Annotated in this window: 16 protein-coding genes; 7 read left to right on the top strand and 9 right to left on the bottom strand. The window is 55.0% G+C overall.

Translation table 11 applies throughout. The features are described from left to right. Together ABKW30_RS04405 and ABKW30_RS04400 are read left to right on the top strand one after the other, a co-directional pair. Nucleotides 1–1,164 (top strand): dihydrodipicolinate synthase family protein, encoded by a 1,164-nt coding sequence (locus ABKW30_RS04405; protein WP_348596886.1) that lies wholly within the window; start codon nt 1–3, stop codon nt 1,162–1,164. A 249-nt stretch (nt 1,165–1,413) separates the two neighbouring features. Continuing rightward, nucleotides 1,414–5,865, top strand: a complete 4,452-nt coding sequence (locus ABKW30_RS04400; protein ID WP_348596884.1) for an autotransporter domain-containing protein — start codon at nt 1,414–1,416, stop codon at nt 5,863–5,865. A gap of 67 nt (nt 5,866–5,932) precedes the next feature. Here ABKW30_RS04400 and ABKW30_RS04395 read toward each other — a convergent pair whose 3' ends face one another. From ABKW30_RS04395 to ABKW30_RS04355, 9 genes are all read right to left on the bottom strand, one after another. Continuing rightward, nucleotides 5,933–7,657: an ABC transporter substrate-binding protein gene (locus ABKW30_RS04395; RefSeq protein ID WP_348596882.1), complete on the bottom strand. Its 1,725-nt coding sequence runs from the start codon at nt 7,655–7,657 to the stop codon at nt 5,933–5,935. Nucleotides 7,658–7,753: 96 nt separating this feature from the next. Further along, a complete protein-coding gene (locus tag ABKW30_RS04390; protein WP_348597615.1) occupies nt 7,754–8,161 on the bottom strand; it encodes a DUF2160 domain-containing protein in 408 nt (135 codons plus the stop codon). Further along, the gene (locus ABKW30_RS04385) at nt 8,161–8,979 is read right to left on the bottom strand and encodes a carbohydrate ABC transporter permease (protein ID WP_348597613.1); all 819 of its coding nucleotides are present in this window, start codon (nt 8,977–8,979) and stop codon (nt 8,161–8,163) included. Before ABKW30_RS04385 ends, ABKW30_RS04390 begins: the two co-directional genes overlap by 1 nt. Before the next feature lie 79 nt (nt 8,980–9,058). Continuing rightward, complete coding sequence (locus tag ABKW30_RS04380; protein ID WP_348596880.1) at nt 9,059–9,925, bottom strand: sugar ABC transporter permease; 867 nt, start codon at nt 9,923–9,925, stop codon at nt 9,059–9,061. A 2-nt stretch (nt 9,926–9,927) separates the two neighbouring features. Further along, nucleotides 9,928–10,995, bottom strand: coding sequence for an ABC transporter ATP-binding protein (locus ABKW30_RS04375; protein ID WP_348596878.1), 1,068 nt, complete (start codon nt 10,993–10,995; stop codon nt 9,928–9,930). Nucleotides 10,996–11,220: 225 nt separating this feature from the next. After that, nucleotides 11,221–12,348 (bottom strand): ABC transporter ATP-binding protein, encoded by a 1,128-nt coding sequence (locus ABKW30_RS04370; RefSeq protein ID WP_348596876.1) that lies wholly within the window; start codon nt 12,346–12,348, stop codon nt 11,221–11,223. Between the two features lie 51 nt (nt 12,349–12,399). Then, the gene (glpD, locus tag ABKW30_RS04365) at nt 12,400–13,944 is read right to left on the bottom strand and encodes a glycerol-3-phosphate dehydrogenase (RefSeq protein WP_348596874.1); all 1,545 of its coding nucleotides are present in this window, start codon (nt 13,942–13,944) and stop codon (nt 12,400–12,402) included. 113 nt (nt 13,945–14,057) lie between these two features. Beyond that, complete coding sequence (locus tag ABKW30_RS04360; protein WP_348596873.1) at nt 14,058–14,822, bottom strand: DeoR/GlpR family DNA-binding transcription regulator; 765 nt, start codon at nt 14,820–14,822, stop codon at nt 14,058–14,060. Between the two features lie 175 nt (nt 14,823–14,997). Further along, nucleotides 14,998–16,023, bottom strand: a complete 1,026-nt coding sequence (locus tag ABKW30_RS04355; RefSeq protein ID WP_348596871.1) for a LacI family DNA-binding transcriptional regulator — start codon at nt 16,021–16,023, stop codon at nt 14,998–15,000. Between the two features lie 212 nt (nt 16,024–16,235). On the opposite strand from ABKW30_RS04355, the gene denD reads away from it, so the two are divergent. The 5 genes from denD to ABKW30_RS04330 all read left to right on the top strand — a co-directional run bounded on the left by denD (nt 16,236) and on the right by ABKW30_RS04330 (nt 21,609). Continuing rightward, nucleotides 16,236–17,225: a D-erythronate dehydrogenase gene (gene denD / locus ABKW30_RS04350; RefSeq protein WP_348596869.1), complete on the top strand. Its 990-nt coding sequence runs from the start codon at nt 16,236–16,238 to the stop codon at nt 17,223–17,225. After that, nucleotides 17,222–17,995, top strand: a complete 774-nt coding sequence (locus tag ABKW30_RS04345; RefSeq protein WP_348596867.1) for an SDR family oxidoreductase — start codon at nt 17,222–17,224, stop codon at nt 17,993–17,995. Before denD ends, ABKW30_RS04345 begins: the two co-directional genes overlap by 4 nt. 58 nt (nt 17,996–18,053) lie before the next feature. Continuing rightward, entirely contained in the window at nt 18,054–19,118 is a 1,065-nt protein-coding gene (gene ugpC, locus ABKW30_RS04340; protein ID WP_348596865.1) for a sn-glycerol-3-phosphate ABC transporter ATP-binding protein UgpC, read from the top strand. Nucleotides 19,119–19,233: 115 nt separating this feature from the next. Continuing rightward, complete coding sequence (locus tag ABKW30_RS04335) at nt 19,234–20,550, top strand: ABC transporter substrate-binding protein (protein WP_348596863.1); 1,317 nt, start codon at nt 19,234–19,236, stop codon at nt 20,548–20,550. 126 nt (nt 20,551–20,676) lie between these two features. After that, a complete protein-coding gene (locus ABKW30_RS04330; RefSeq protein WP_008127671.1) occupies nt 20,677–21,609 on the top strand; it encodes a sugar ABC transporter permease in 933 nt (310 codons plus the stop codon). Nucleotides 21,610–21,612: the final 3 nt, after the last annotated feature.

Here is a 21,612-nt window from a genome sequence, read left to right as displayed (position 1 = left end):
ATGACTGACACCTTAAAGTTGCCGGATCAAAGTGGCGCAATCTCCGATTACAAATTAATCGGCACTCCGATACCTCGCCCATCTGGTCCGCCAACTTTCAACCGGATCGCTTATGCAGCGGCGCATGTCGTGTCCAATCCGCTTCGCGATACAGCCCCATGGGGTTCGCCAGCCATCGATTGGGACGCAACCATGGCGTTCCGTCACCACCTCTGGTCGCTCGGATTCAAGATCGCCGAAGCAATGGATACAGCCCAACGCGGCATGGGTGTGGACTGGGCTGATGCCCGCGAATTGATCCGCCGCTCGCTGGCAGAGTCTCGCAGTGTACCGGGTGCAGATCTGGCCTGCGGAGCAGGCACCGACCAACTGGCACCCGAAAATGCCACGACGCTTCAGGATGTGATCGACGCTTATGAAACGCAGATCGATTTTGTCGAAGCCGAAGGCGGCCGCGCAGTGATGATGGCGAGCCGGGCTCTGGCCCGTGTTGCCCGCTCCGGCGAGGATTATCGTGCGGTCTATGGAAATATTCTCAGCCAGACACGCGAGAAGGTTGTTTTGCATTGGCTGGGCGACATGTTCGATCCACAGCTTGCCGGATACTGGGGCTCATCCTCGTTCGACAAGGCGCTGGAGACTGTGCTCGCGATCATTAATGACAACAGAGACAAGGTCGAGGGCATCAAGATTTCGCTCCTCGATAATGTCCGGGAAATCGAACTGCGCAAGCGCCTGCCGGAAGGCGTTCTGTGTTTCACCGGCGATGATTTCAACTACGCGGAACTGATCGAAGGCGATGGTGAACATTATAGCCACGCCCTGCTCGGCATATTCGATGCGGTGGCGCCTTCCGCTTCAAAGGCTCTTGTGCATCTTGCCAAGGGTGACACGCAAACATTCCGTTCCGTCATTGAGCCGACTGTGCCGCTATCCCGAAAGATATTCGAAGCCCCGACACAATATTACAAAGCCGGCGTTGTATTTCTTGCCTGGCTTAACGGGCACCAATCTCATTTCATCATGCCGGCCGGAATGCAGTCGTCACGCGGTATCATTCACTATGCGGATATTTTCCGGCTCGCCGATCAGGCGAATGTACTCGACAAGCCTGACCTCGCCCTCAACCGGATGAAAACCCTGCTGCAGGTTTACGGTCTATAGCAGGAATATCAAATTCCGGCGGGGTTTAACACATTGACGTTTGTAATGTTATTTACTAACACGCACTGAATTCCCCGTTGGAGATGGCTTTTGTCGTTCAGGCAAAAGTTGATCGATATTCCAGTCTGTACATCAAAAGGAGGATGACAAGAGACTTGGCAGAGTGCGCGATGTTGGGCACCAGCTTCTACGCTTTCATTATTCTGATTTTAGAACCTCATTTATTTTTGCATTTTTCCGGAGTCCATTATGAAGATCGTCCTCTCGAATGCTTCAAACCTGTTGCACTCATCCGACAGGCAAGTCCCTTACGCTACCTCACAGAAATCCAACCAACTCAAGCTTTGGAAAGCTGCAAAACTGGCTTCCATTGCAGGGTTCGCCTGCTTCGGTCTCAGCCCTATCGCCATGGCGCAACAGGCGGTGGTCTCGCCAATGGTCGGGGTGTCTGGAACGACGGGGGAACCCGGGGAACACAGCCACGATGAGAATATGGAATATGGCGGAACCGGCGAAAATGGCGGCGTGGGCGGTGCGGGGTTAATCATCCAGCCATCTACCGGCCAGACTTATAGTGGCATTGTTATTGGAGGAGATGGAGGCACCGGAGGAAACGGCGGCAACAAGTACGATTATCACGACCACAACGGACCTGTCGACGTTAACGCGCACAAGCATGGAGGGGGCGGCTACGGTGGGATCGGGGGGATGGGCGGAACCGGCATTCTCGGAGATAGTGACACCTTTGTTTTCAGCGGAACTGCAACAGGCGGCGCAGGTGGAAAAGGCGGCGCAGGCGGTGAGGGTCTGATAGTTGAGGACGAGCATCATGATGAAGAGCATGAGGGCGACGAACCCGCCGATCATGAGCCTATTCCACCAGCCAGCGGTTCCGCAGCCCCAGTTGTAAAGCAATATACTTCTGCTGAGGAGCATAATGGCGGAACTGGCGGACGGGGAGGATTGGGTGGCGACGGTATAATCGTTAAAAACCTTGAGAATGAAGGGACAATCATTGGCGGTCAGGGTGGTGCGGGCGGTGATGCAGGCCACGGCGACAGCGGTATAGGCATTCACGGCCACGGTGGTGATGGCGGCACCGGGGCCGATGTTGTTCAACTAACCAATAAGGGCACCATAAACGGTGGAGCTGGCGGTAGCGGTGAAGGTCATCCGGAAAATGGTTACGGCGGCAAGGGTGGTACAGGTGTCATTGGTCGCAATGGTAGCGTAATCGTAAACAACGGGGATATTTCGGGTGGCATGACCGGAAAAAGCGGCCGGAATGGGACTTCAGGAGATGGTGGTATCGGCTTGGTGGCACTCTCCGGCACCAATATCACCAATAATGGCACTATTATGGGCGGATATGGCGGTGCCGTCGGCGGACGAGGGGCCGCAGGTGTTTCATTTGCCGGAACCCTAATCAATAATGGAACCATCGGCGGTGGCGATGGCGGTTCAATTCGAGGTAAGTTCAAACTGTCATCGGGGGTCGAGATTACGCCTACAGACAGCGTTGGTGTCCATGTCGGAGATGGTTCAGGCAGCATTCTCACGAATAACGGCACTATTACCGGTGGTCTTGGCAAAGGAAATGAACGGGGCACGGCCGTTCAGTTTTCTGAAAAAGCAGTGAACGGTGCGCTCGTTCTGCATGCCAAATCAAATATCATCGGCAACGTAATAGCGAACAAATCCATCGTCCTGAAGCTTGGTGGTACAGAAGCAGCAACCTTTAATGTCGCCCAGATAGGGGATAATGCACAGTACCGCGGGTTTGGCTTTTTTGACAAGATTGATCCCGGCACGTGGACCTTACAAGGCTCCACAACCGCAGTCACGCCTTGGGTCGTGTCGGGGGGCATTCTCGCTGTCTCGTCCGATGAAAGTTTCGGTGACCTAGGCGGTATTGTTATCCTCAACGGCGGCAAATTACTGACTACAGTCGCAATAGAAACATCCCGACTGTTTTCTGCAACTACCGCAGTCGGGAGAATTCAGAACGATGCCGCGCTGACCCTGAAAGGTGGCTTTGTTGGGCAGGGATCTTTGATAAAATCAGGTCAGGGACGGCTCACAATTGCAGGTGCGGGCACCTATCCGGGTGAAACCACTGTCGAGGAGGGAGAACTGGCGATCGCAAAGTCCGGTTCATTGGTCTCACCAATTACTGTCAATTCATTAGCCCGACTGATCGTCGATGGCAGTGCAGCTGCGGCCACACTCAATTCCGGTTCTCATATTTCCGGGTCTGGAACTCTGGTCAGTCTGCATGCCAAAAGCGGCAGCATTGTCTCGCCGGGCAATTCGGTAGGAACTCTCCGAGTAAGCAAGGACGTAACGTTTGAACAGGGCAGCACTTTCAATGTGGAGATCAAATCGAACCTTGGAAGTGCCGATAGACTGGCAATTTCTGGTCAGGCAATGCTGCTTGGCGGCGTGGTGAATGTGCGGTTGGAGAACGATACAGCGCTTTTGACAGAGGATGTTACGAAAAGCCTGTTCCTGAAAACTTTCGATATTTTGACAACGGGCAAAGGCGTGACCGGTCAGTTTGATGGTGTCTGGCCGCGTTACAACTACATCACTGCCAATCTTGATTATACCGACAAGAACACGGTGGTCCTTGGTTTCGATTTCACGACTGGCGTGAAGACTGCGGAGATTGTGAAGCTTGAAACGCAATTGGCTGCAGTTCAAGCCGAAAAGAAATTATTGATAGATGCCGAGGCCAAACGCATTGCCAATGCGGCTGAGGCAGCACACCTAGCCGAGGAAACCGAGAAGCAGAGGCTCGCTGACCAGAAGGCTGAGGAAGATCGTATCGCGGCAGTTAAAGCGGCAGATGACCTAAAACTAGCCGAGGAAGCCGAACAGAAAAAACTGGCTGATCTGGCCGCTGCCGAGGCCAAGAAACTCGCCGACCAAAAGGCCGAAGAAGAGCGCATCGTGGCAGCCAAAGCGGCAGATGACCTAAAACTAGCCGAGGAAGCCGAACAGAAAAAACTGGCTGATCTGGCCGCTGCCGAGGCCAAGAAACTCGCCGACCAAAAGGCCGAAGAAGATCATATCGCGGCAGTTAAAGCGGCGGATGACCTAAAACTAGCCGAGGAAGCCGAGCAGAAAAAACTGGCTGATCTGGCTGCTGCCGAGGCCAAGAAACTCGCCGACCAAAAGACCGAAGAAGATCATATCGCGGCAATTAAAGCGGCGGATGACCTAAAACTAGCCGAGGAAGCCGAACAGAAAAAACTGGCTGATCTGGCTGCTGCTGAAGCCAAGAAAATCGCCGACCAAAAGGCCGAAGAAGAGCGCATCGCCGCAGCTAAAGCGGCGGATGACCTAAAACTAGCCGAGGAAGCCGAACAGAAAAAACTGGCTGACCTGGCTGCTGCCGAGGCCAAGAAAATCGCTGACCAGAAGGCCGAAGAAGATCGTATCGCGGCGGAGAACAAGCGGCTTGCTGATCTGGTGGCTACTGAAGCCACGTTACAAGGGGACCTCCATAAAGCGAGAATGAAAACATTACTGTTAGCGGAGTATTTGCCAGTTGGTGTTCAGAGCCGCAATCAAACGAGCGTGTGGAGAGGTATTCAATCGCTAGGGCTAGCAAACGAGGATTTGCTGAATCAGGTAGCGGGCTCCAGCAGCGACAATCCCCTCGACTTCGATACCCTCTCCGGTGAAGTTCATGCCAGCTTGTCGGGTGTTCTGGCGGCCGATAGCCACTTCATCTCCGATGCGGCAACGTCGCGGGTTCGCAATGCCTTTGGCGGTGTAACCGGCAAGGCGCAGGCAGTGACCACGCCACTGGCCTATGGTCCGGAGAGCAAGGCAAAGCACAGCGATGCCTTTGCCCCCGTCGAACCTGCCGCTGCCACCACGGCATTCTGGGGTGAAGCCTATGGCTCATGGGCACATGCGGACGGGGATGGCAATGCTTCCGGCTACAGCCGCAATACCGGCGGCCTTGTCACCGGCTTTGACGGCATTGTTGCCGATGATTGGCGCTTTGGCCTGCTTGCCGGATATGGCAGCACCTCGCTGCAGACAGGATATGGCAAGGCATCGGTCGACAGCTATCAGGTCGGTGTCTATGGCGGCACGAAGCTCGATGCACTCGGCCTGCGCCTTGGCGTCAATCTCGGTCAGCATGAGATCGACACGAAAAGAACAGCACGCTTCGGTAGTCTCAACAACGAGCATGAGGCTTCCTATGATGCACAGACGGTGCAGGTGTTCGGTGAACTCGGTTATGAGATCAACACGGCCTATGCAGCCCTCGAACCCTTTGCCGCAGCGCGGCATGTGCACGTCAAGACGAACAGCTTCAATGAGGATGGCGCTTTCAGTAATTTGAGCGGAGAAGGTTCCAGCACCGACCTGACGATCACGACGCTTGGCCTTCGTGCCGCGCATCAGTTCACCTTGAGCGAAAGCATGACACTGACGGCGCGCGGCATGCTTGGCTGGACCCATGGCTTTGGCGATATGACGCCTGAGGCAAGCCTTGCCCTGAACAGCAGCGCAGGCTTTACGGTTGAGGGTGCCGGCATTGCAAAAGATGCAGCGATCATCGAGGCGGGCTTTGATATCGGCATCGGCAGGGCAACCAGCATCGGCCTCAGCTATACCGGGCAGTTCTCCAGCCAGTCACACGACAACGCCATCAAGGCCGATCTCAGCGTCAGGTTTTGAAACAAGACCTGGTATCAAAGAAAAAGGCGGCGCCGAAGCGCCGCCCCTCCCCTCAATCTCTTGAGACTTACTTGTTCCAGCTCTTGACCAGCTCATCATAATTGATGGTCTGCGGCTTTTCCTTTTCGTTCTCGATCTTCAACTGTGGTGCAAGGTGGCCATTCTTGACCGCATCGGCATTCCAGTAAGCAAGATCATGTTCTTCTGCCATTTTCGGTCCGATGTCGCCCTGAATACCAGCGCGTTCCAGACGTTCCATGACCTTTTCCTGTTCGGCGCAAAGTGAGTCCATTGCTTCCTGTGCAGTCTTGGCACCGGACGATGCATCACCGATTGCCTGCCACCAAAGCTGAGCCAGCTTTGGATAATCAGGAACGTTGGTGCCGGTTGGCGACCACTGAACGCGAGCAGGCGAACGATAGAATTCGATCAGACCACCGAGTTCCGGAGCGCGCTTGGTGAAGCTTTCATGCTGGATCGAGCTTTCGCGGATCAATGTCAGGCCCACATGGCTCTTCTTCACGTCAACGGTCTTCGATGTGACGAACTGGGCATAGAGCCAAGCCGCCTTGGCGCGATCATCCGGTGTCGACTTGAGCAAGGTCCAGGAACCCACATCCTGATAACCAAGCTTCATGCCGTCCTTCCAGTAAACGCCATGCGGCGAAGGTGCCATGCGCCACTTCGGCGTGCCATCCTCATTCATGACCGGCAGGCCCTTTTTGACCATATCGGCAGTGAAGGCCGTGTACCAGAAAATCTGCTGGGCAACATTGCCCTGTGCAGGAACCGGGCCGGATTCCGAGAAGGTCATGCCCTGTGCTTCCGGCGGAGCATATGCCTTCATCCAGTCGAGATATTTCTGGATGGAGTAGACCGAAGCAGGGCCGTTTGTATCACCGCCGCGAGCGACGCAAGAGCCGACCGGCTGTGACTTCTCGTTGACCTTGATGCCCCATTCATCGACCGGCAAACCATTTGGCAGGCCCTTGTCGCCATTGCCGGCCATGGAAAGCCAAGCGTCCGTGAAGCGCCATCCAAGTGATGGATCTTTCTTGCCGTAGTCCATGTGGCCATAGACTTTCTTGCCATCGATTTCACGGCCGGTGAAGAATTCGGCAATGTCCTCATAGGCTGACCAGTTGACCGGCACACCGAGGTCGTAACCATACTTCTCCTTGAAGTCGGCCTTGTTCTTTTCGTCGTTGAACCAGTCATAGCGGAACCAGTAGAGATTCGCGAACTGCTGGTCAGGCAGCTGATAGAGCTTGCCGTCTGGAGCAGTCGTGAACTTGGTGCCGATGAAATCATCAAGGTCGAGATCGGGATTGGTGACATCCTTGCCCTCATTGGCCATCCAGTCGGTCAGGCTGCGGGCCTGCTGGTAGCGCCAGTGGGTGCCTATGAGATCGCTATCGTTGACATAAGCGTCATAGACATTTTCGCCGGACTGCATCTGTGTCTGCAGCTTTTCAACGACGTCACCTTCACCGATAAGGTCATGGGTGATCTTGATGCCGGTGATATCCGTGAAAGCCTTGGCCAATGTCTTGGATTCATACTCGTGGGTGGTGATCGTTTCTGAAACCACCTTGATATCCATGCCGGCAAAAGGCTTTGCAGCATCGATGAACCACTGCATTTCCTTTTCCTGACCCGCACGGTCAAGGGATGACATATCGCCAATTTCCTTGTCGAGGAAAGCCTTGGCCTCATCCATGCCCGCATAGGCACTTCCGGCCCCCAGTAGCAGCGCAAGCGCTGTTGTTGTTGTCAGTATTCGCGTTCGCATTTTAGTCCTCCCAGAGTTGCGATTTGCATGTTTTGAATGACTGGCGGGTGCCGGGCATTCAATTCCTATCACCGGATTACTTTTCGGTCCGATGCTTTAGACAAAGCGGAATACGCCGATGGCGTAGACCACAGAGATTGCAAGTGCCCACCAGACATTCGGGCCAACAAGGCCAAGCCATGCAAGGTGGATGAAAGCGCTGCCAAGCAGCGATACGAAAAGCCTGTCGCCGCGCGTTGTTTCAAAGCGAAGAATGCCGATGCGCGGATTGCCACCCGGCGAGGCATATTCCCAGACGGCCATCAGCGATATGAGCGCGAAGATCGTCAGGAAGAACAGCGCCGTCGGAAATGTCCACGCCATCCACCCGCCACCGGCGAGTGGGCCGAACCAATCCCGCGCACCACTTTTGAGCGGTACAGCCGTCACAAGCAGGCCGGCAAGAACCGCATAGGCGGCAAGTACAGCCAAGAGAGCTATCGGCCAGCGCCGTGTGTTTTCCATCATACCCTCCCCAGGGCAAAGCCCTTGGCGATATAGTTGCGGACGAAATAGATGACGATCGCACCGGGGATGATGGTCAGCACGCCCGCCGCGGCAAGCACACCCCAATCCATGCCTGAGGCGGAAACCGTGCGCGTCATGATTGCCGCGATCGGCTTTGCTGCCGTGGTCGTCAGCGTACGGGCGATGAGCAGTTCCACCCATGAGAACATGAAACAGAAGAAGGCAGCAACACCGATGCCGCTGGCGATGAGCGGAATGAATATCTTCACGAAGAAGCGCGGAAACGAGTATCCGTCAATATAGGCGGTTTCGTCGATCTCTTTCGGAACACCGGACATGAAGCCTTCGAGAATCCAAACGGCCAGCGGCACGTTGAACAGGCAATGCGCAAGGGCAACGGCGATGTGCGTATCGATCAGACCGAAAGCCGAATAGAGCTGGAAGAATGGCAGTGCGAAAACAGCAGGTGGTGCCATGCGGTTTGTCAACAGCCAGAAGAAGAGATGCTTGTCGCCAAGGAAGCGGTAGCGCGAGAACGCATAGGCAGCAGGCAATGCAGCAAGCACGGAAATTACCGTGTTCATCACCACATAGATGATCGAGTTGATGTAGCCCTTGTACCACGACGGGTCGGTAAAAATGACCGCATAATTGTTCAGCGTCGGGCTTTGTGGCCAAAGCGAAAAGGCACCGAGGATTTCCTGATTGGTCTTGAAGCTCATATTGATGAGCCAGTAGATCGGTAGCATCAGGAAGACGATATAAAGCGTCGGGATCAGCCACCAGAACTTCGACTCATCGCCGCGCTTGCGCATGCGGCGGGCAAGCGCCTTGTCTATCCGGGCCTGTTCAGGGCTTACATCGCGTGTGCTGCGGGCAACGGATTCTGACATCTCAGCGCTCCGCATCATAGTTGGTCATGACGGTGTAGAACACCCATGACATCAGGAGAATGATAAGGAAGTAGATGATCGACATGGCCGCGGCCGGTCCAAGGTCGAACTGACCGACCGCCATCTTGACCAGATCAATGGACAGGAAAGTTGTCGAATTGCCCGGGCCGCCGCCGGTGACGACGAATGGTTCGGTATAGATCATGAAACTGTCCATGAAACGCAGCAGGACGGCGATCAGAAGCACGCGATTCATCTTTGGCAGCTGGATATAACGGAACACAGCCCAACGCGAAGCGCCATCGATCTTCGCCGCCTGATAGAAGGCATCCGGTATCGAAACAAGCCCGGCATAGCAGAGCAATACCACAAGGCTGGTCCAGTGCCAGACATCCATGATGATGACAGTGAACCATGCGTGCATCGGATTCTGCACATAGTTGTAATTGATGCCAAGACGCTCAAGCGTATGGCCGAGCAGACCGATATCGACGCGTCCGAACACCTGCCAGATCGTACCAACAACATTCCACGGAATGAGCAGCGGCAGCGCCATCAGCACGAGGCAGACGGGGACGCCCCAACCCTTGCGCGGCATGTTAAGCGCGATAATAATTCCGAGCGGTATTTCGATGACAAGAATGATGAACGAGAAGAACAGGTTCCGGCCCAGCGCCGAATGAAACCGCTCGGAGGTAAGCATTTCCGTAAACCATTCAGTACCCGCCCAGAAGAACTGGTTGTTGCCGAACGTGTCCTGCACTGAATAGTTGACCACGGTCATTAGCGGGATAACTGCCGAGAAAGCCACGAGAAGCAGCACAGGCAGAACCATGAACCAGGCTTTGTTGTTCCAGGTTTTTTCCATGATCAGTTTCCTCCCACGCGCCAGCTGTCGGCATAGATATTTATGCCCTTCGGGTCGAAGGTGATGTGCGGATCGGCAGGGATATCTTCACCCTCGCCGACGATGACTGCGATGTCCTGATTTTCGAGACGGGTGCGGACAATCTTGTGCCGCCCGATATCCTCGACCTTGGCAATCTTCACCGGCATGCCGGAGCGGCCGATACGGACATATTCCGGACGAATGCCCAGCTCGATCTTTTTGGCATCGGCTGGCGTAACAGGTGTAGGAAGTTGTATCTGGTGCGCACCAATTTGCGCCGTGCCGCCAGCCAGCTTTACCGGCATGACATTCATGCCGGGTGAGCCGATGAAATAGCCAACGAATGTATGCTTCGGCCGTTCGAACAATTCTTCCGGTGTACCGATCTGCACGATCTCGCCGTCATACATGACGACCACTTTCTGGGCGAAGGTCAGGGCTTCCGTCTGGTCATGCGTGACATAAACCATTGTATAACCGAAACGCTGGTGCAACTGCTTCAGCTGCGAGCGCAGCACCCATTTCATATGCGGGTCGATAACCGTCAGCGGTTCATCGAAAAGAATGGCGTTTACATCAGAGCGGACAAGCCCCCGACCGAGCGAAATCTTTTGCTTCTGATCGGCGGTCAGCCCCCGGGCTTTCTTGTTCGCCCAGCTTGCAAGGTCGATCATCTCCAGCGTTTCGCGCACCTTGACGTCGATCTCGGATTCTGCAACGCCGCGATTGCGCAGCGGGAAAGCGAGATTGTCGTAGACGGTCATGGTGTCGTAGATGACCGGGAACTGGAACACCTGCGCAATGTTGCGCTCTTGCGTTGAAAGGTTGGTCACGTCCTGCCCGTTGAACAGCAATTGTCCATGCGACGGGTGGATAAGCCCAGAAATGATGTTCAACAATGTTGTCTTGCCGCAGCCAGATGGGCCGAGCAGCGCATAGGCGCCGCCATCCTCCCAACTGTGATGAACTTCACGCAACGCATAATCCTTATCCGACTTCGGATTGGGGCCGTAAGCATGGCGGATATGGTTCAGATCAATACGTGCCATGTTAGAGCCCTTTCTGACCATATTGGACGTATTCTGTTTCTCGGCTGGCTAGACAGTCCACGCGGAAGGTGGCGAGGTCGATGTGGTTCATCGGACGAAGCCGCCTGACAAAGTGGATGGCCGCCAGTCGGAAACCCGAAGGGACGGGTCCTGTTGCGCCAATTCCAGCGCAAAGCCACTCGCCCGCACGCAGAGTGCGGGTCTTCCTGTCTTTGCTTGATCTTGTCACAACATGCCTCCGTCAGAATAGGTCAATGTGGTCAAAAAGGGCTCTGCCGCCAGTTTCTGGGCGCGGCGAACAGAACTGCCGTTGCCGTCAAAAATCATCAGGTTGCGCGGATCGATGAAGATATCGATTTCCTCATCGGGAGTGTGAATGTGGATACCGTGTGCGAGCATGATCCAGCGCGCATCGGCAAAGGACAGATGCACAAAGCTTTCCGAGCCAGTGATTTCAGTTGCGGTAACGCGCGCCTTCAACCCGATTTCTTCAGCATTGCTGCGAACGGTATTGATGTGATGCGGCTGGAAGCCGATTGTATAAGTGCCGTCGGCAATATCCGTCAGATTCGAAGGGATTGGCAGAGTAACGCCGCCTTCCAGCTGGAAAGCCTTGCCGAATTTGGCAAGCGCGATTGTGTTCAGCGGCGGATCGGCAAAAGTCTGCGCGGTAACAAGGTCATCCGGCTTGCGGAACACATCGATTGTAGAGCCGAACTGTGTAACACGTCCCTCTGAAAGCGTTGCTGTGCTGCCGCCAAGCAGCAATGCCTCATGCGGCTCGGTGGTCGCATAAACAAAGATCGTGCCGGACTCGGCGAATATCCGTGGCAATTCCTGACGCAATTCCTCGCGCAGCTTGTAATCGAGATTGGCCAGCGGCTCATCGAGCAGCACGAGCTTGGCGTTCTTGACGATAGCACGGGCAAGAGCGGTGCGCTGCTGCTGGCCTCCGGAAAGGCTTAGCGGTGTTCGGTCCAGATATGGCGTCAGCTTGAGGATTTCAGCGGCTTTGCGCACTTCCCGATCAATGGTCGCCTTGTCAGCGCCTGCGACACGCATGGGCGAGGCTATATTCTCATACACCGTGAAGGCGGGATAGTTGATGAACTGCTGATACACCATGGCGACGGAGCGCTTTTGAACCGGAACGCCGGTTACATCCTGCCCATCGAACCAGACGGAGCCGGAGGTCGGCACGTCAAGGCCAGCCATGATACGCATAAGGCTGGTCTTGCCGGACAGGGTGGGCCCGAGCAGAACGTTCAGCGTTGCATGTTCCAAAGTCAGCGATATATCGCTGAGGTGCGGCTTGCCGCCCACCATCTTGGATACATTCCGCAGTTCCAGCATTACTTCTCCTCCCAGAGCCGACACGCGCTTCAACACGCATCAACGGTATATTTATTCTGCAGCAATGGCGCGCCGTCTGTCGACTGCGCCTTCCATGAAATGATCGAGAGCACCAGCTTCATCGGCACTCAGATGCAGGCCCTTCTTGGTCCTGCGCCACAGCACATCCTGCGCGGTCAGTGCCCATTCCTGCTCTATCTGATAGCGTACTTCAGCCTCGTATAAATCCGATCCAAAATGCTTACCCAGATCGCCGAGAGACTTTGCATTGCCAAGCAAAATACGGGCCTTCGTGCCATAGAGACGGAAAAGCCGATGCGCATGCGCCGCCTCAAGGAATGGATAGTCTGCCCTCAGTTTCTGCAATTCGCTATCAAAAGCCGTCACGGCAAAATTGCCGCCGGGCAAAGTACCCGTTGCAGTCCATGGCTTGCCACGCTTGCCAAGCTGATCTTCGATCTTTTCAAGCATATGTTCCGACAGGCGGCGGTATGTGGTGATCTTGCCTCCGAAGATATTCAGGATCGGCGCGCGGCCTTCCGGTGCATCGGTTTTCAACACGTAATCGCGCGTTGCTTCCTGCGCTTTTGATGCTCCATCATCGTAAAGCGGACGCACGCCGGAATAGGTCCAGACAACATCCTCGCGCTTGACCGGCTCAACAAAATATTCACTGGCAGCGGCACACAGATAATCTATCTCCGTATCGCTGATTTTCACCTCGGCAGGATTGCCGTGATAATCCTGATCGGTTGTACCAATCAGCGTGAAATCCTGCTCATAGGGAATAGCGAAGATGATGCGTCCGTCAGTGTTCTGGAAGAAATAGGCACGCGGATCGTCGAACTTCTTTTTCACGACGATATGACTGCCCTGCACCAGACGTACATTATGCGCGTTGTTGCTGCCGACAACGCCGGTCAATACTTCATCCACCCACGGACCGGCAGCATTGACCACAAGCTTCGCCTGCACCTCTTCCTTTGCACCGGTCAGGCTATCCTGCAATGTCAGGGTCCAATGATCACTATCGCGAACAGCGCTGACGACCTTGGTACGTGTGCGGATAGTTGCGCCGCGATCTGCAGCGTCACGAGCATTGAGCGCAACGAAGCGCGCATCATTGACCCAGCAATCGGAGTATTCAAATGCTTTTGTGTAAAGCGATTTCAGCGGCTTTGCGGCTGGATCGCGGGTCATGTCCAGCGTGCGTGTAACAGGCAGCTTCTTGCGCCCGCCAATATGATCGTAGAGGAAAAGACCGAGCCGCAGCAGCCATGCAGGACGCAAGCCCTTGTGGTGCGGCAGCACAAAACGCATCGGCCAGATGATATGCGGCGCACAGGCCCAGAGAACCTCACGCTCCATCAAGGACTCGCGCACAAGGCGGAATTCGTAATGCTCGAGATAGCGCAGGCCGCCATGGATAAGCTTGGTTGAACCGGAGGACGTACCGCTGGCAAGATCATTCATCTCGGCCAGAAAAACCGAATAGCCACGACCCACAGCGTCACGCGCAATGCCGCAGCCATTGATGCCGCCGCCTATGACGAAGATATCGTAAATCTGGCCAGTCAAATCTTTTCCCACCCTCATTTCGCACCGCACCATTCTTTCGCAAATGCGAAAGGAAAATGTTGAAATTGCGAAAGCAATACGAAACTAAAATGAACTATAGCGCGCAACCGACCAACGCACAAGGGGCGGTTTCAACCAGACGTTTCAATCAATCGAACATCTGCTTCGCTACAAATCCGGCGTATCGCCTCGCTTTCGCAGCGGTCGGTGATGAAGGTATTGACCTGTGACAGATGCCCTATACGCACCGGCGCGGTTCGCTCAAACTTTGTCGAGTCCGAAACGAGGATTACGTGCCGGGCATTCGCCATGATCGCCTGCGCAACCTTGACCTCGCGAAAATCGAAATCAAGCAAGGCGCCATCGCTATCGATTGCCGACGTGCCGATCACCGCAAAATCGACCTTGAACTGGCGAATGAAGTCTACGGCGGCTTCGCCGACAATACCGCCATCGGAGCCGCGTACAACACCACCGGCGATCACGACCTCGATATCGGGATAAATACGTAACCTATTGGCAACATTAATATTATTAGTGATAATCATGAGACCTTTACGATCCAGAAGGGCCTGACCCACCGCCTCGGTTGTCGTGCCGATATTGACAAAGAGCGATGCATTGTCGGGTATCAGCTCTGCCGCCGCCTTGCCGATGGCTTCCTTTTCGCTCGCAGCGATTAATCGCCGGGCCTCATACTCAAGGTTCTGGACACCAGAGGGGAATAAAGCGCCGCCATGTATGCGGGTGAGCAGGCGCTGATCACACAGATCATTGAGGTCTTTTCTGATGGTCTGCGGCGTTACATTGAAGTGCATAGCCAGATCATCGACCAGCACACGACCATGCTCCTTGGCCATCTCCAGAATTTCGGCATGTCTGGGAGCAAGAAACATGGGGTAACGCTTTCATTTTCGTTTTGGTGGTTTCTATACGAAAACGAAAACGCAAATATGTCAATTGGGGCTAAAGCGAAACCGGCTAAGTTTTGCAAGTCTTAATACTGCATCGGGCCGTTCTGCGTGGTTCGCCCTTCGACAAGCTCAGGAGCAATGCAGCATACGGATACAGCTAAGCCGTAGCACCTTCAATAATATCGAATCCGGTATTGATGATTGTTTTCTCTGCCGGACGTTCGCGGCTTTCAAGGAGCTTTTCCGCAGCTGTCTTACCAATAAGGAAACGCTTGGACAGGATCGTCGATAGAGGCAATGGCATTGCCTGTCCGATATCCAAACCATTGAACCCGAATATGCCAAGCCGCTCTTTGATGACGATCCCCGCGTGAATGCAGTGAAATATGCCACCCATGGCCATATCGTCATTCGGGAAGATGACAACATCGATATCCGGATGAGCCACAAGCAGTTTTTCCAGAAGCTCGCGCCCGGCTATTGTCGAACCACCGCCGGGCGAGCGCATCTCCGCAACCAGTGAAAGCCCGCCATCCTGTAACGCAGAGCACAATCCTTCATAGCGGGCTTTGGCGCGATCATCATGGACAAGCATATGCCCGGCATAACCGAATTTGCGATAACCCCGCTTGATGAGATGCCGCCCGGTTTCATAACCAGCCTGCCGGTGCGACATGCCCACAGCGATATCGACGGGATCGCCATCGATATCCATCAGTTCGGCGACACGAAACCGCCCCTGCTCCAGATGTTTTCGTGCGATGGGCGTGTGATGCAGGCCTGCGAGAATGACGGCTGCAGGCTGCCACGCCAGAAACGACAGAAGAATACGCTCTTCAATCAGGGGATCATAGTCGGTAACGCCGATAACCGGCTGAAACGCTGTTTCGGTAATCGCAGTATGTATCCCGCGCAAAACATCGGGAAAGACAATGTTCGAAAGTGACGGCAGGAGCACGGTCATCAGTGTCGAGGCAGCAGAAGCGAGACTTCCCGCAGCGCGATTGGGGATGTAACCGAGCTGGGCAACCGCGGCCTGAACGCGGGTTCGCGTGGCGTCAGCAATTGGCCCCTGGTTGCGAACGACGCGCGAAACGGTGATTTCGCTCATACCCGCCAGCCGCGCCACATCGGCCAAGGTCGGAGTACCGGCGGTTCGATTGGCGTTTCGTTTGCGGGCCATGGTGTCCCATCCAAGGCATTTCGGAAGAATAATGACAGCGCTACCATAAAACACTTGATGAACGCTAGTCAGTGTGCATAACTTTATGACAGCGCTAACATTAGAGCTGTTCGCATCAATTCTGTTGTCATGATTCCGGACGGAAAACCGGCACCTACTTTTTCTGGAATTGTTTTGGGCCCGGGAGGGGCTTGCAGGGAGGAATACCGCATATGCATGTTTTGGTGATCGGTTCAGCCGGAATGGTTGGCCGCAAGCTTTTGGACAAGATCGCTGCCAATCCGGGCGCGCTCGGATTGGATATCGACAAACTGACGCTGGTTGATGTTTTCGAACCTGTTGCACCCCCTGCCTTTGCCGGTATTTCCAGCACCATCGCAGCGGACCTATCTGACCCCGGGGTCGCAGAAAAGCTGATAGCCACCCGCCCCGATATGATCTTTCACCTTGCCGCAATCGTTTCCGGTGAAGCGGAGGCCGACTTTGAAAAAGGCTATAAGGTCAATCTTGACGGCACGCGCTCGCTGTTCGAAGCCATCAGGATCGAGGGCCATCGCGAGCCTTACAGGCCGCGGGTCATCTTCGCCTCTTCCATAGCCGTTTTCGGCACACCCTTTCCGGACAAGATCGGCGACGAGTTTTTCACGACACCGCTCACAAGCTATGGCACGCAAAAGGCGATCTCCGAGCTTTTGCTCTCCGACTACAGCCGCAGGGGGTTTTTCGACGGTATCGGCATTCGCCTGCCAACCATCTGCATTCGTCCGGGTAAACCAAACAAGGCCGCCTCGGGTTTCTTCTCAAACATTCTGCGCGAACCGCTTTCGGGGCAGGAAGCCATTCTTCCCGTCGATGAAAACGTACGGCACTGGTTTACAAGCCCGCGCTCGGCAGTCGGCTTTTTCATTCATGCCGCAACACTCGATCTCGAAAAAGTCGGACCAAGGCGCAATCTTTCCATGCCGGGGCTTTCAGCACTTGTCGGAGAAGAGATTGCCGCCCTGCAACGCGTGGCAGGAGACAAGGCTGTAAAACTCATCCGGCGCGAGCCCGATGCTGTGATCCAGAAGATCGTTGCCGGTTGGGCAACGGATTTTGATACGTCACGCGCCGCCAAGCTTGGTTTCAAGGCGGAGACAGCCTTTGACGACATCATCAAGGCGCATATTGACGATGAACTGGGCGGAAAGATTCCAGCATGAGCGTGATCGATTCAGGTAAAGGCAAAATCGCGCTGGTGACAGGCGGCGGAACAGGCGTCGGCAAGGCGATCACCACCGCATTGCTGGGCGTTGGCTATACGGTTGTCATTTCAGGCAGGCGCAAGGATGTGCTTGAAGATGCGGCCAAGACTTTAGCCGCAGGCACAGGTGGTACAGTCAAACCAATCACCGCAGATGTAAGCGATCCGAACTCCGTCGCGGCACTTTTCGAGGCGATCAAAAGCGAGTTTGGACGACTTGATCTTCTGGTCAACAATGCAGGTATCAATGTTCCGAACATCGCCATGGAAGAACTGACGTTCGAACACTGGAATGCAATCGTTGGTGCTAACCTGACAGGGGTATTCCTCTGCACGCAGCAGGCGATGAAGCTGATGAAGGCGCAGTCACCCCGTGGCGGACGTATCATCAACAATGGTTCAATCTCGGCACAGACCCCTCGCCCCAATACGGCGCCCTATACGGCAACAAAGCATGCGGTGACCGGCATGACAAAATCGACGGCGCTGGATGGCAGGCCTTTCGATATTGCCTGCGGGCAGATCGATATCGGCAATGCTACGACTGAAATGACATCAAAAATGGCGGGCGGCGTCATGCAGGCCAATGGCGAGATTGCCAGCGAGCCGACAATACCGGCGCACCATATCGGTGATGCGGTGGTCTATATGGCAAGCCTGCCGCTGGACGCGAATGTACTGACAATGACGATCATGGCGACTAAAATGCCACTGGTGGGTCGCGGATAAATCATAGGGCAGCACTTTGGGAGAAGTGGTGCCTGACATAATTTCTGGAGGAGAGCGCATGGCATCGGTTGAATTCGCCGACGTACGAAAATCATTCGGTACGCATCCCGTCATCAAGGGTGTCGACATCAAGATTGAAGATGGCGAGTTCGTCATCCTTGTCGGGCCTTCCGGCTGCGGCAAGTCTACCTTGCTGCGCATGCTGGCGGGGCTGGAGAATATCTCGGCAGGCGAAATCAAGATCGGCGGCCAAGTCGTGAACGGTCTCGCGCCCAAGGAACGCGACATTGCCATGGTGTTCCAGAATTATGCGCTTTATCCGCATATGACCGTGGCCGACAACATGGCCTTCTCGCTGACGTTGAAACGCGCCTCGAAAGCCGAAATCGAAAAGCGGGTGAAGCCTGCAGCGGAAATACTCGGACTGACACCGCTTCTTGATCGCTTTCCACGCCAGCTTTCCGGTGGTCAGCGCCAACGTGTTGCCATGGGCCGAGCCATTGTCCGCGACCCGCAGGTCTTCCTTTTTGACGAGCCTTTGTCCAATCTTGATGCCAAGCTGCGTGTCGCCATGCGCGCCGAGATCAAGGAACTGCATCAGCGGCTGAAGACCACAACGGTTTATGTCACGCACGACCAGATCGAAGCCATGACCATGGCCGACAAGATTGTCGTCATGCATGACGGTCTGGTCGAGCAGATCGGTGCACCGCTCGAACTCTATGATCAGCCCGCCAACCTGTTTGTTGCCAGCTTCATTGGCTCACCTGCCATGAACATGCTCAAGGGTAAACTTGATCCGAACAGCACACTCAAATTCAAGACTGACAATGGCGTGGATCTTCCCGTTGCCAAGGCGCCGGAAAGCGCCAAGGGACGTGCGCTGATCTATGGTCTGCGGCCAGAACACATGACCATTGCCGATGGCGGTATTCCTGCGGAGGTGGTGGTGATCGAGCCAACCGGCTCGGAAACGCAAATGATCATGCGGGTTGGCGGCGATCTCGTTACCGGCGTTTTCCACCAGCGTATCAGCGCCAAGCCGGGTGAGACCGTGGGTCTGTCGATCCATGCTGAAGCAACATATCTCTTCGATGCTGAAACCGGCAAACGACTGGTCTGAAGTTCATAAGCGGTGCCTGCCGGTCGGGAGCAGGTCTTCGTCATAAAGCCCCGGCACTCATGGCCTGAAATGTGGGAGCATTTCAAAAGCCTTTTACAACCAAGGAGGAGCAAGAATGACCATCAATAGAAGACATCTTCTCGGCGCATCAGCCGGACTAGTCGCCGCCGCAGGGCTGAACCGTTTTGGCCTGACACCAGCCTTTGCGCAAGGCTCTGCGCCTGCCTACAAGCCGGAAGAAGGCGCAACGCTGCGCCTCCTTCGCTGGGTTCCATTCGTTCCGGCTGAAGAAGCCGCCTGGCTGGCCAATACCAAAAAATTCACTGATGCCACTGGCGTTACTGTGCGTGTAGACAAGGAAAGCTGGGAGGACGTTCGCCCGAAAGCTGCCGTCGCTGCCAATGTTGGTTCCGGTCCCGATATGGTCATGAGCTGGTTTGACGATCCACAGCAATACCCCGACAAGCTGATCGACGTGACCGAGCTTGGCGAATATCTCGGCGGTGCTCATGGCGGTTGGTATGCCGGTCTTGAAGGCTATGCCAAGCGTGACGGCAAGTTCATTGCCCTTCCACTTTGCGCCATCGGCAATGCGGTTATCTATCGCGACAGCCACATGAAAGCCGCTGGTTTCCAGGAGTTTCCGAAGGACACGGCAGGCTTTCTTGAACTGTGCAAGGCGTTGCAGGCCAAGGGCACTCCGGCAGGCTTCCCGCACGGCAAGGCAGTGGGCGACGGCAACAACTATGCGCATTGGCTGCTTTGGAGCCATGGCGGCATGATGGTCGATGAGAGCGGCAAGGTTGTCATCAACAGCCCTGAAACTTTGGCTTCCGTCAAATATGCACAGGAGCTTTACAAGACATTCATTCCCGGCACTGAAAGCTGGCAGGACGTCAACAATAATCGCGCCTTCCTTGCCCGTCAGATATCACTGACTGCAAATGGTGTCTCGGCCTACTATACAGCCAAAGCTGATCCATCCATGGCCGATATTGCCGAGGACATGCGCTCGACAAACCTGCCTATCGGTCCCGCCGGTCAGTCCATCGAACTACATCAGACTTCGACTATTTCGATCTTCAAACACACGAAATATCCGGAAGCTGCAAAAGCCTATCTGCAATTCATGTATCAGGCCGAAAACATGAATTCGTGGATTGAAGGTGCCAGCGCCTATTGCTGCCAGCCGCTCAAGGAATTTGCGGCCAATCCGGTTTGGAAATCCAATCCGATCCATGAAGCCTATGCACGCGCTTCCGAAACGCTTCGTCCGAATGGCTTTGCAGGGCCTTTGGGAACAGCGTCTGCAGGCGTCATGGCCGATTATGTTCTGGTCGATATGTATGTCACAGCCGTCACCGGCCAGATGACCGCAGAGGATGCCATCGCACAGGCGGAGAAGCGCGCCAACCGCTACTACGCCACTTAAGGAACACAAGCCTTCCGCCGCGCAAATGTGGCGGAAGGCTGACCGTTGTTACGCAATTCCGGACGGAAAACCGGCTACCACTTTTCCTGGAATTGCTTTCGAAGCCGACGCAACCGGAGATATCCGATGACAATGACGCCGACTGCAAAACGAAACTCTGGCTTTGGTGCAATGGCCCGCAGCAACACTGCGGTCGGCCTGTTCTTCATGCTGCCTGCAGCAGTATTCCTCATATGCTTTCTCACATATCCGCTCGGGCTGGGTGTCTGGCTCGGCTTCACCGATGCGAAGATCGGCCGCGATGGCATATTCATCGGGCTTGAGAATTATCAGGCTCTCGCCAATGACAGCGTGTTCTGGATGGCTGTTTACAATACGGTCCTCTACACCTTTATCGCCTCCGTTCTGAAGTTCGGTTTAGGGCTCTGGCTGGCGATGATCCTCAACGAACACCTGCCTTTCAAATCATTCTTTCGCGCCATTATCCTCCTGCCCTGGGTAGTCCCGACAGTGTTGTCCGCCCTTGCCTTCTGGTGGATTTACGATGCGCAGTTCTCGATTGTTTCATGGTCGCTGATGCAGCTTGGCTGGATCGACGGACCAATCAATTTCCTCGGCGATCCAAACAATGCACGCGCCTCGGTTATTGCCGCCAATGTCTGGCGCGGCATTCCTTTTGTGGCAATCTCACTGCTTGCAGGCTTGCAGACAATCCCGCAATCGCTGCATGAAGCCGCGTCGCTTGATGGCGCTACGGGTTGGCAGCGTTTCCGCTTCATCACCCTGCCCATGCTGACGCCGATCATCGCCGTTGTCATGACCTTCTCGGTACTTTTCACCTTTACCGATTTCCAGCTTATCTACGTGCTGACAAAAGGCGGGCCGGTTAACGCCACGCATCTGATGGCAACATTATCGTTCCAGCGCGGCATTCCCGGCGGGCAGCTTGGCGAAGGCGCCGCCATTGCCGTTGCCATGATCCCATTCCTCCTCGCTTCGATCCTGTTCTCATTCTTCGGCCTTCAGCGCCGCAAATGGCAACAGGGCGGACAAGATTGAGCG

It is taken from the genome of Phyllobacterium sp. SB3, from assembly GCF_040009165.1.
Lineage (GTDB): Bacteria > Pseudomonadota > Alphaproteobacteria > Rhizobiales > Rhizobiaceae > Phyllobacterium.
The sequence above is the reverse complement of the archived record's forward strand: the minus strand, read 5'-3'. Positions and strand labels throughout refer to the sequence as shown.

Coding starts and splice junctions, on each gene's coding strand:
- ABKW30_RS04375 (WP_348596878.1), bottom strand. CDS start 10,995: ATGGCACGTATTGATCTGAACCATATCCGCCATGCTTACGGCCCCAAT.
- ugpC (WP_348596865.1), top strand. CDS start 18,054: ATGGCATCGGTTGAATTCGCCGACGTACGAAAATCATTCGGTACGCAT.
- ABKW30_RS04395 (WP_348596882.1), bottom strand. CDS start 7,657: ATGCGAACGCGAATACTGACAACAACAACAGCGCTTGCGCTGCTACTG.
- ABKW30_RS04405 (WP_348596886.1), top strand. CDS start 1: ATGACTGACACCTTAAAGTTGCCGGATCAAAGTGGCGCAATCTCCGAT.
- ABKW30_RS04380 (WP_348596880.1), bottom strand. CDS start 9,925: ATGGAAAAAACCTGGAACAACAAAGCCTGGTTCATGGTTCTGCCTGTG.
- denD (WP_348596869.1), top strand. CDS start 16,236: ATGCATGTTTTGGTGATCGGTTCAGCCGGAATGGTTGGCCGCAAGCTT.
- ABKW30_RS04330 (WP_008127671.1), top strand. CDS start 20,677: ATGACAATGACGCCGACTGCAAAACGAAACTCTGGCTTTGGTGCAATG.
- ABKW30_RS04345 (WP_348596867.1), top strand. CDS start 17,222: ATGAGCGTGATCGATTCAGGTAAAGGCAAAATCGCGCTGGTGACAGGC.
- ABKW30_RS04335 (WP_348596863.1), top strand. CDS start 19,234: ATGACCATCAATAGAAGACATCTTCTCGGCGCATCAGCCGGACTAGTC.
- ABKW30_RS04390 (WP_348597615.1), bottom strand. CDS start 8,161: ATGGAAAACACACGGCGCTGGCCGATAGCTCTCTTGGCTGTACTTGCC.
- ABKW30_RS04385 (WP_348597613.1), bottom strand. CDS start 8,979: ATGCGCAAGCGCGGCGATGAGTCGAAGTTCTGGTGGCTGATCCCGACG.
- ABKW30_RS04400 (WP_348596884.1), top strand. CDS start 1,414: ATGAAGATCGTCCTCTCGAATGCTTCAAACCTGTTGCACTCATCCGAC.
- ABKW30_RS04360 (WP_348596873.1), bottom strand. CDS start 14,822: ATGTTTCTTGCTCCCAGACATGCCGAAATTCTGGAGATGGCCAAGGAG.
- ABKW30_RS04370 (WP_348596876.1), bottom strand. CDS start 12,348: ATGCTGGAACTGCGGAATGTATCCAAGATGGTGGGCGGCAAGCCGCAC.
- glpD (WP_348596874.1), bottom strand. CDS start 13,944: ATGAGGGTGGGAAAAGATTTGACTGGCCAGATTTACGATATCTTCGTC.
- ABKW30_RS04355 (WP_348596871.1), bottom strand. CDS start 16,023: ATGGCCCGCAAACGAAACGCCAATCGAACCGCCGGTACTCCGACCTTG.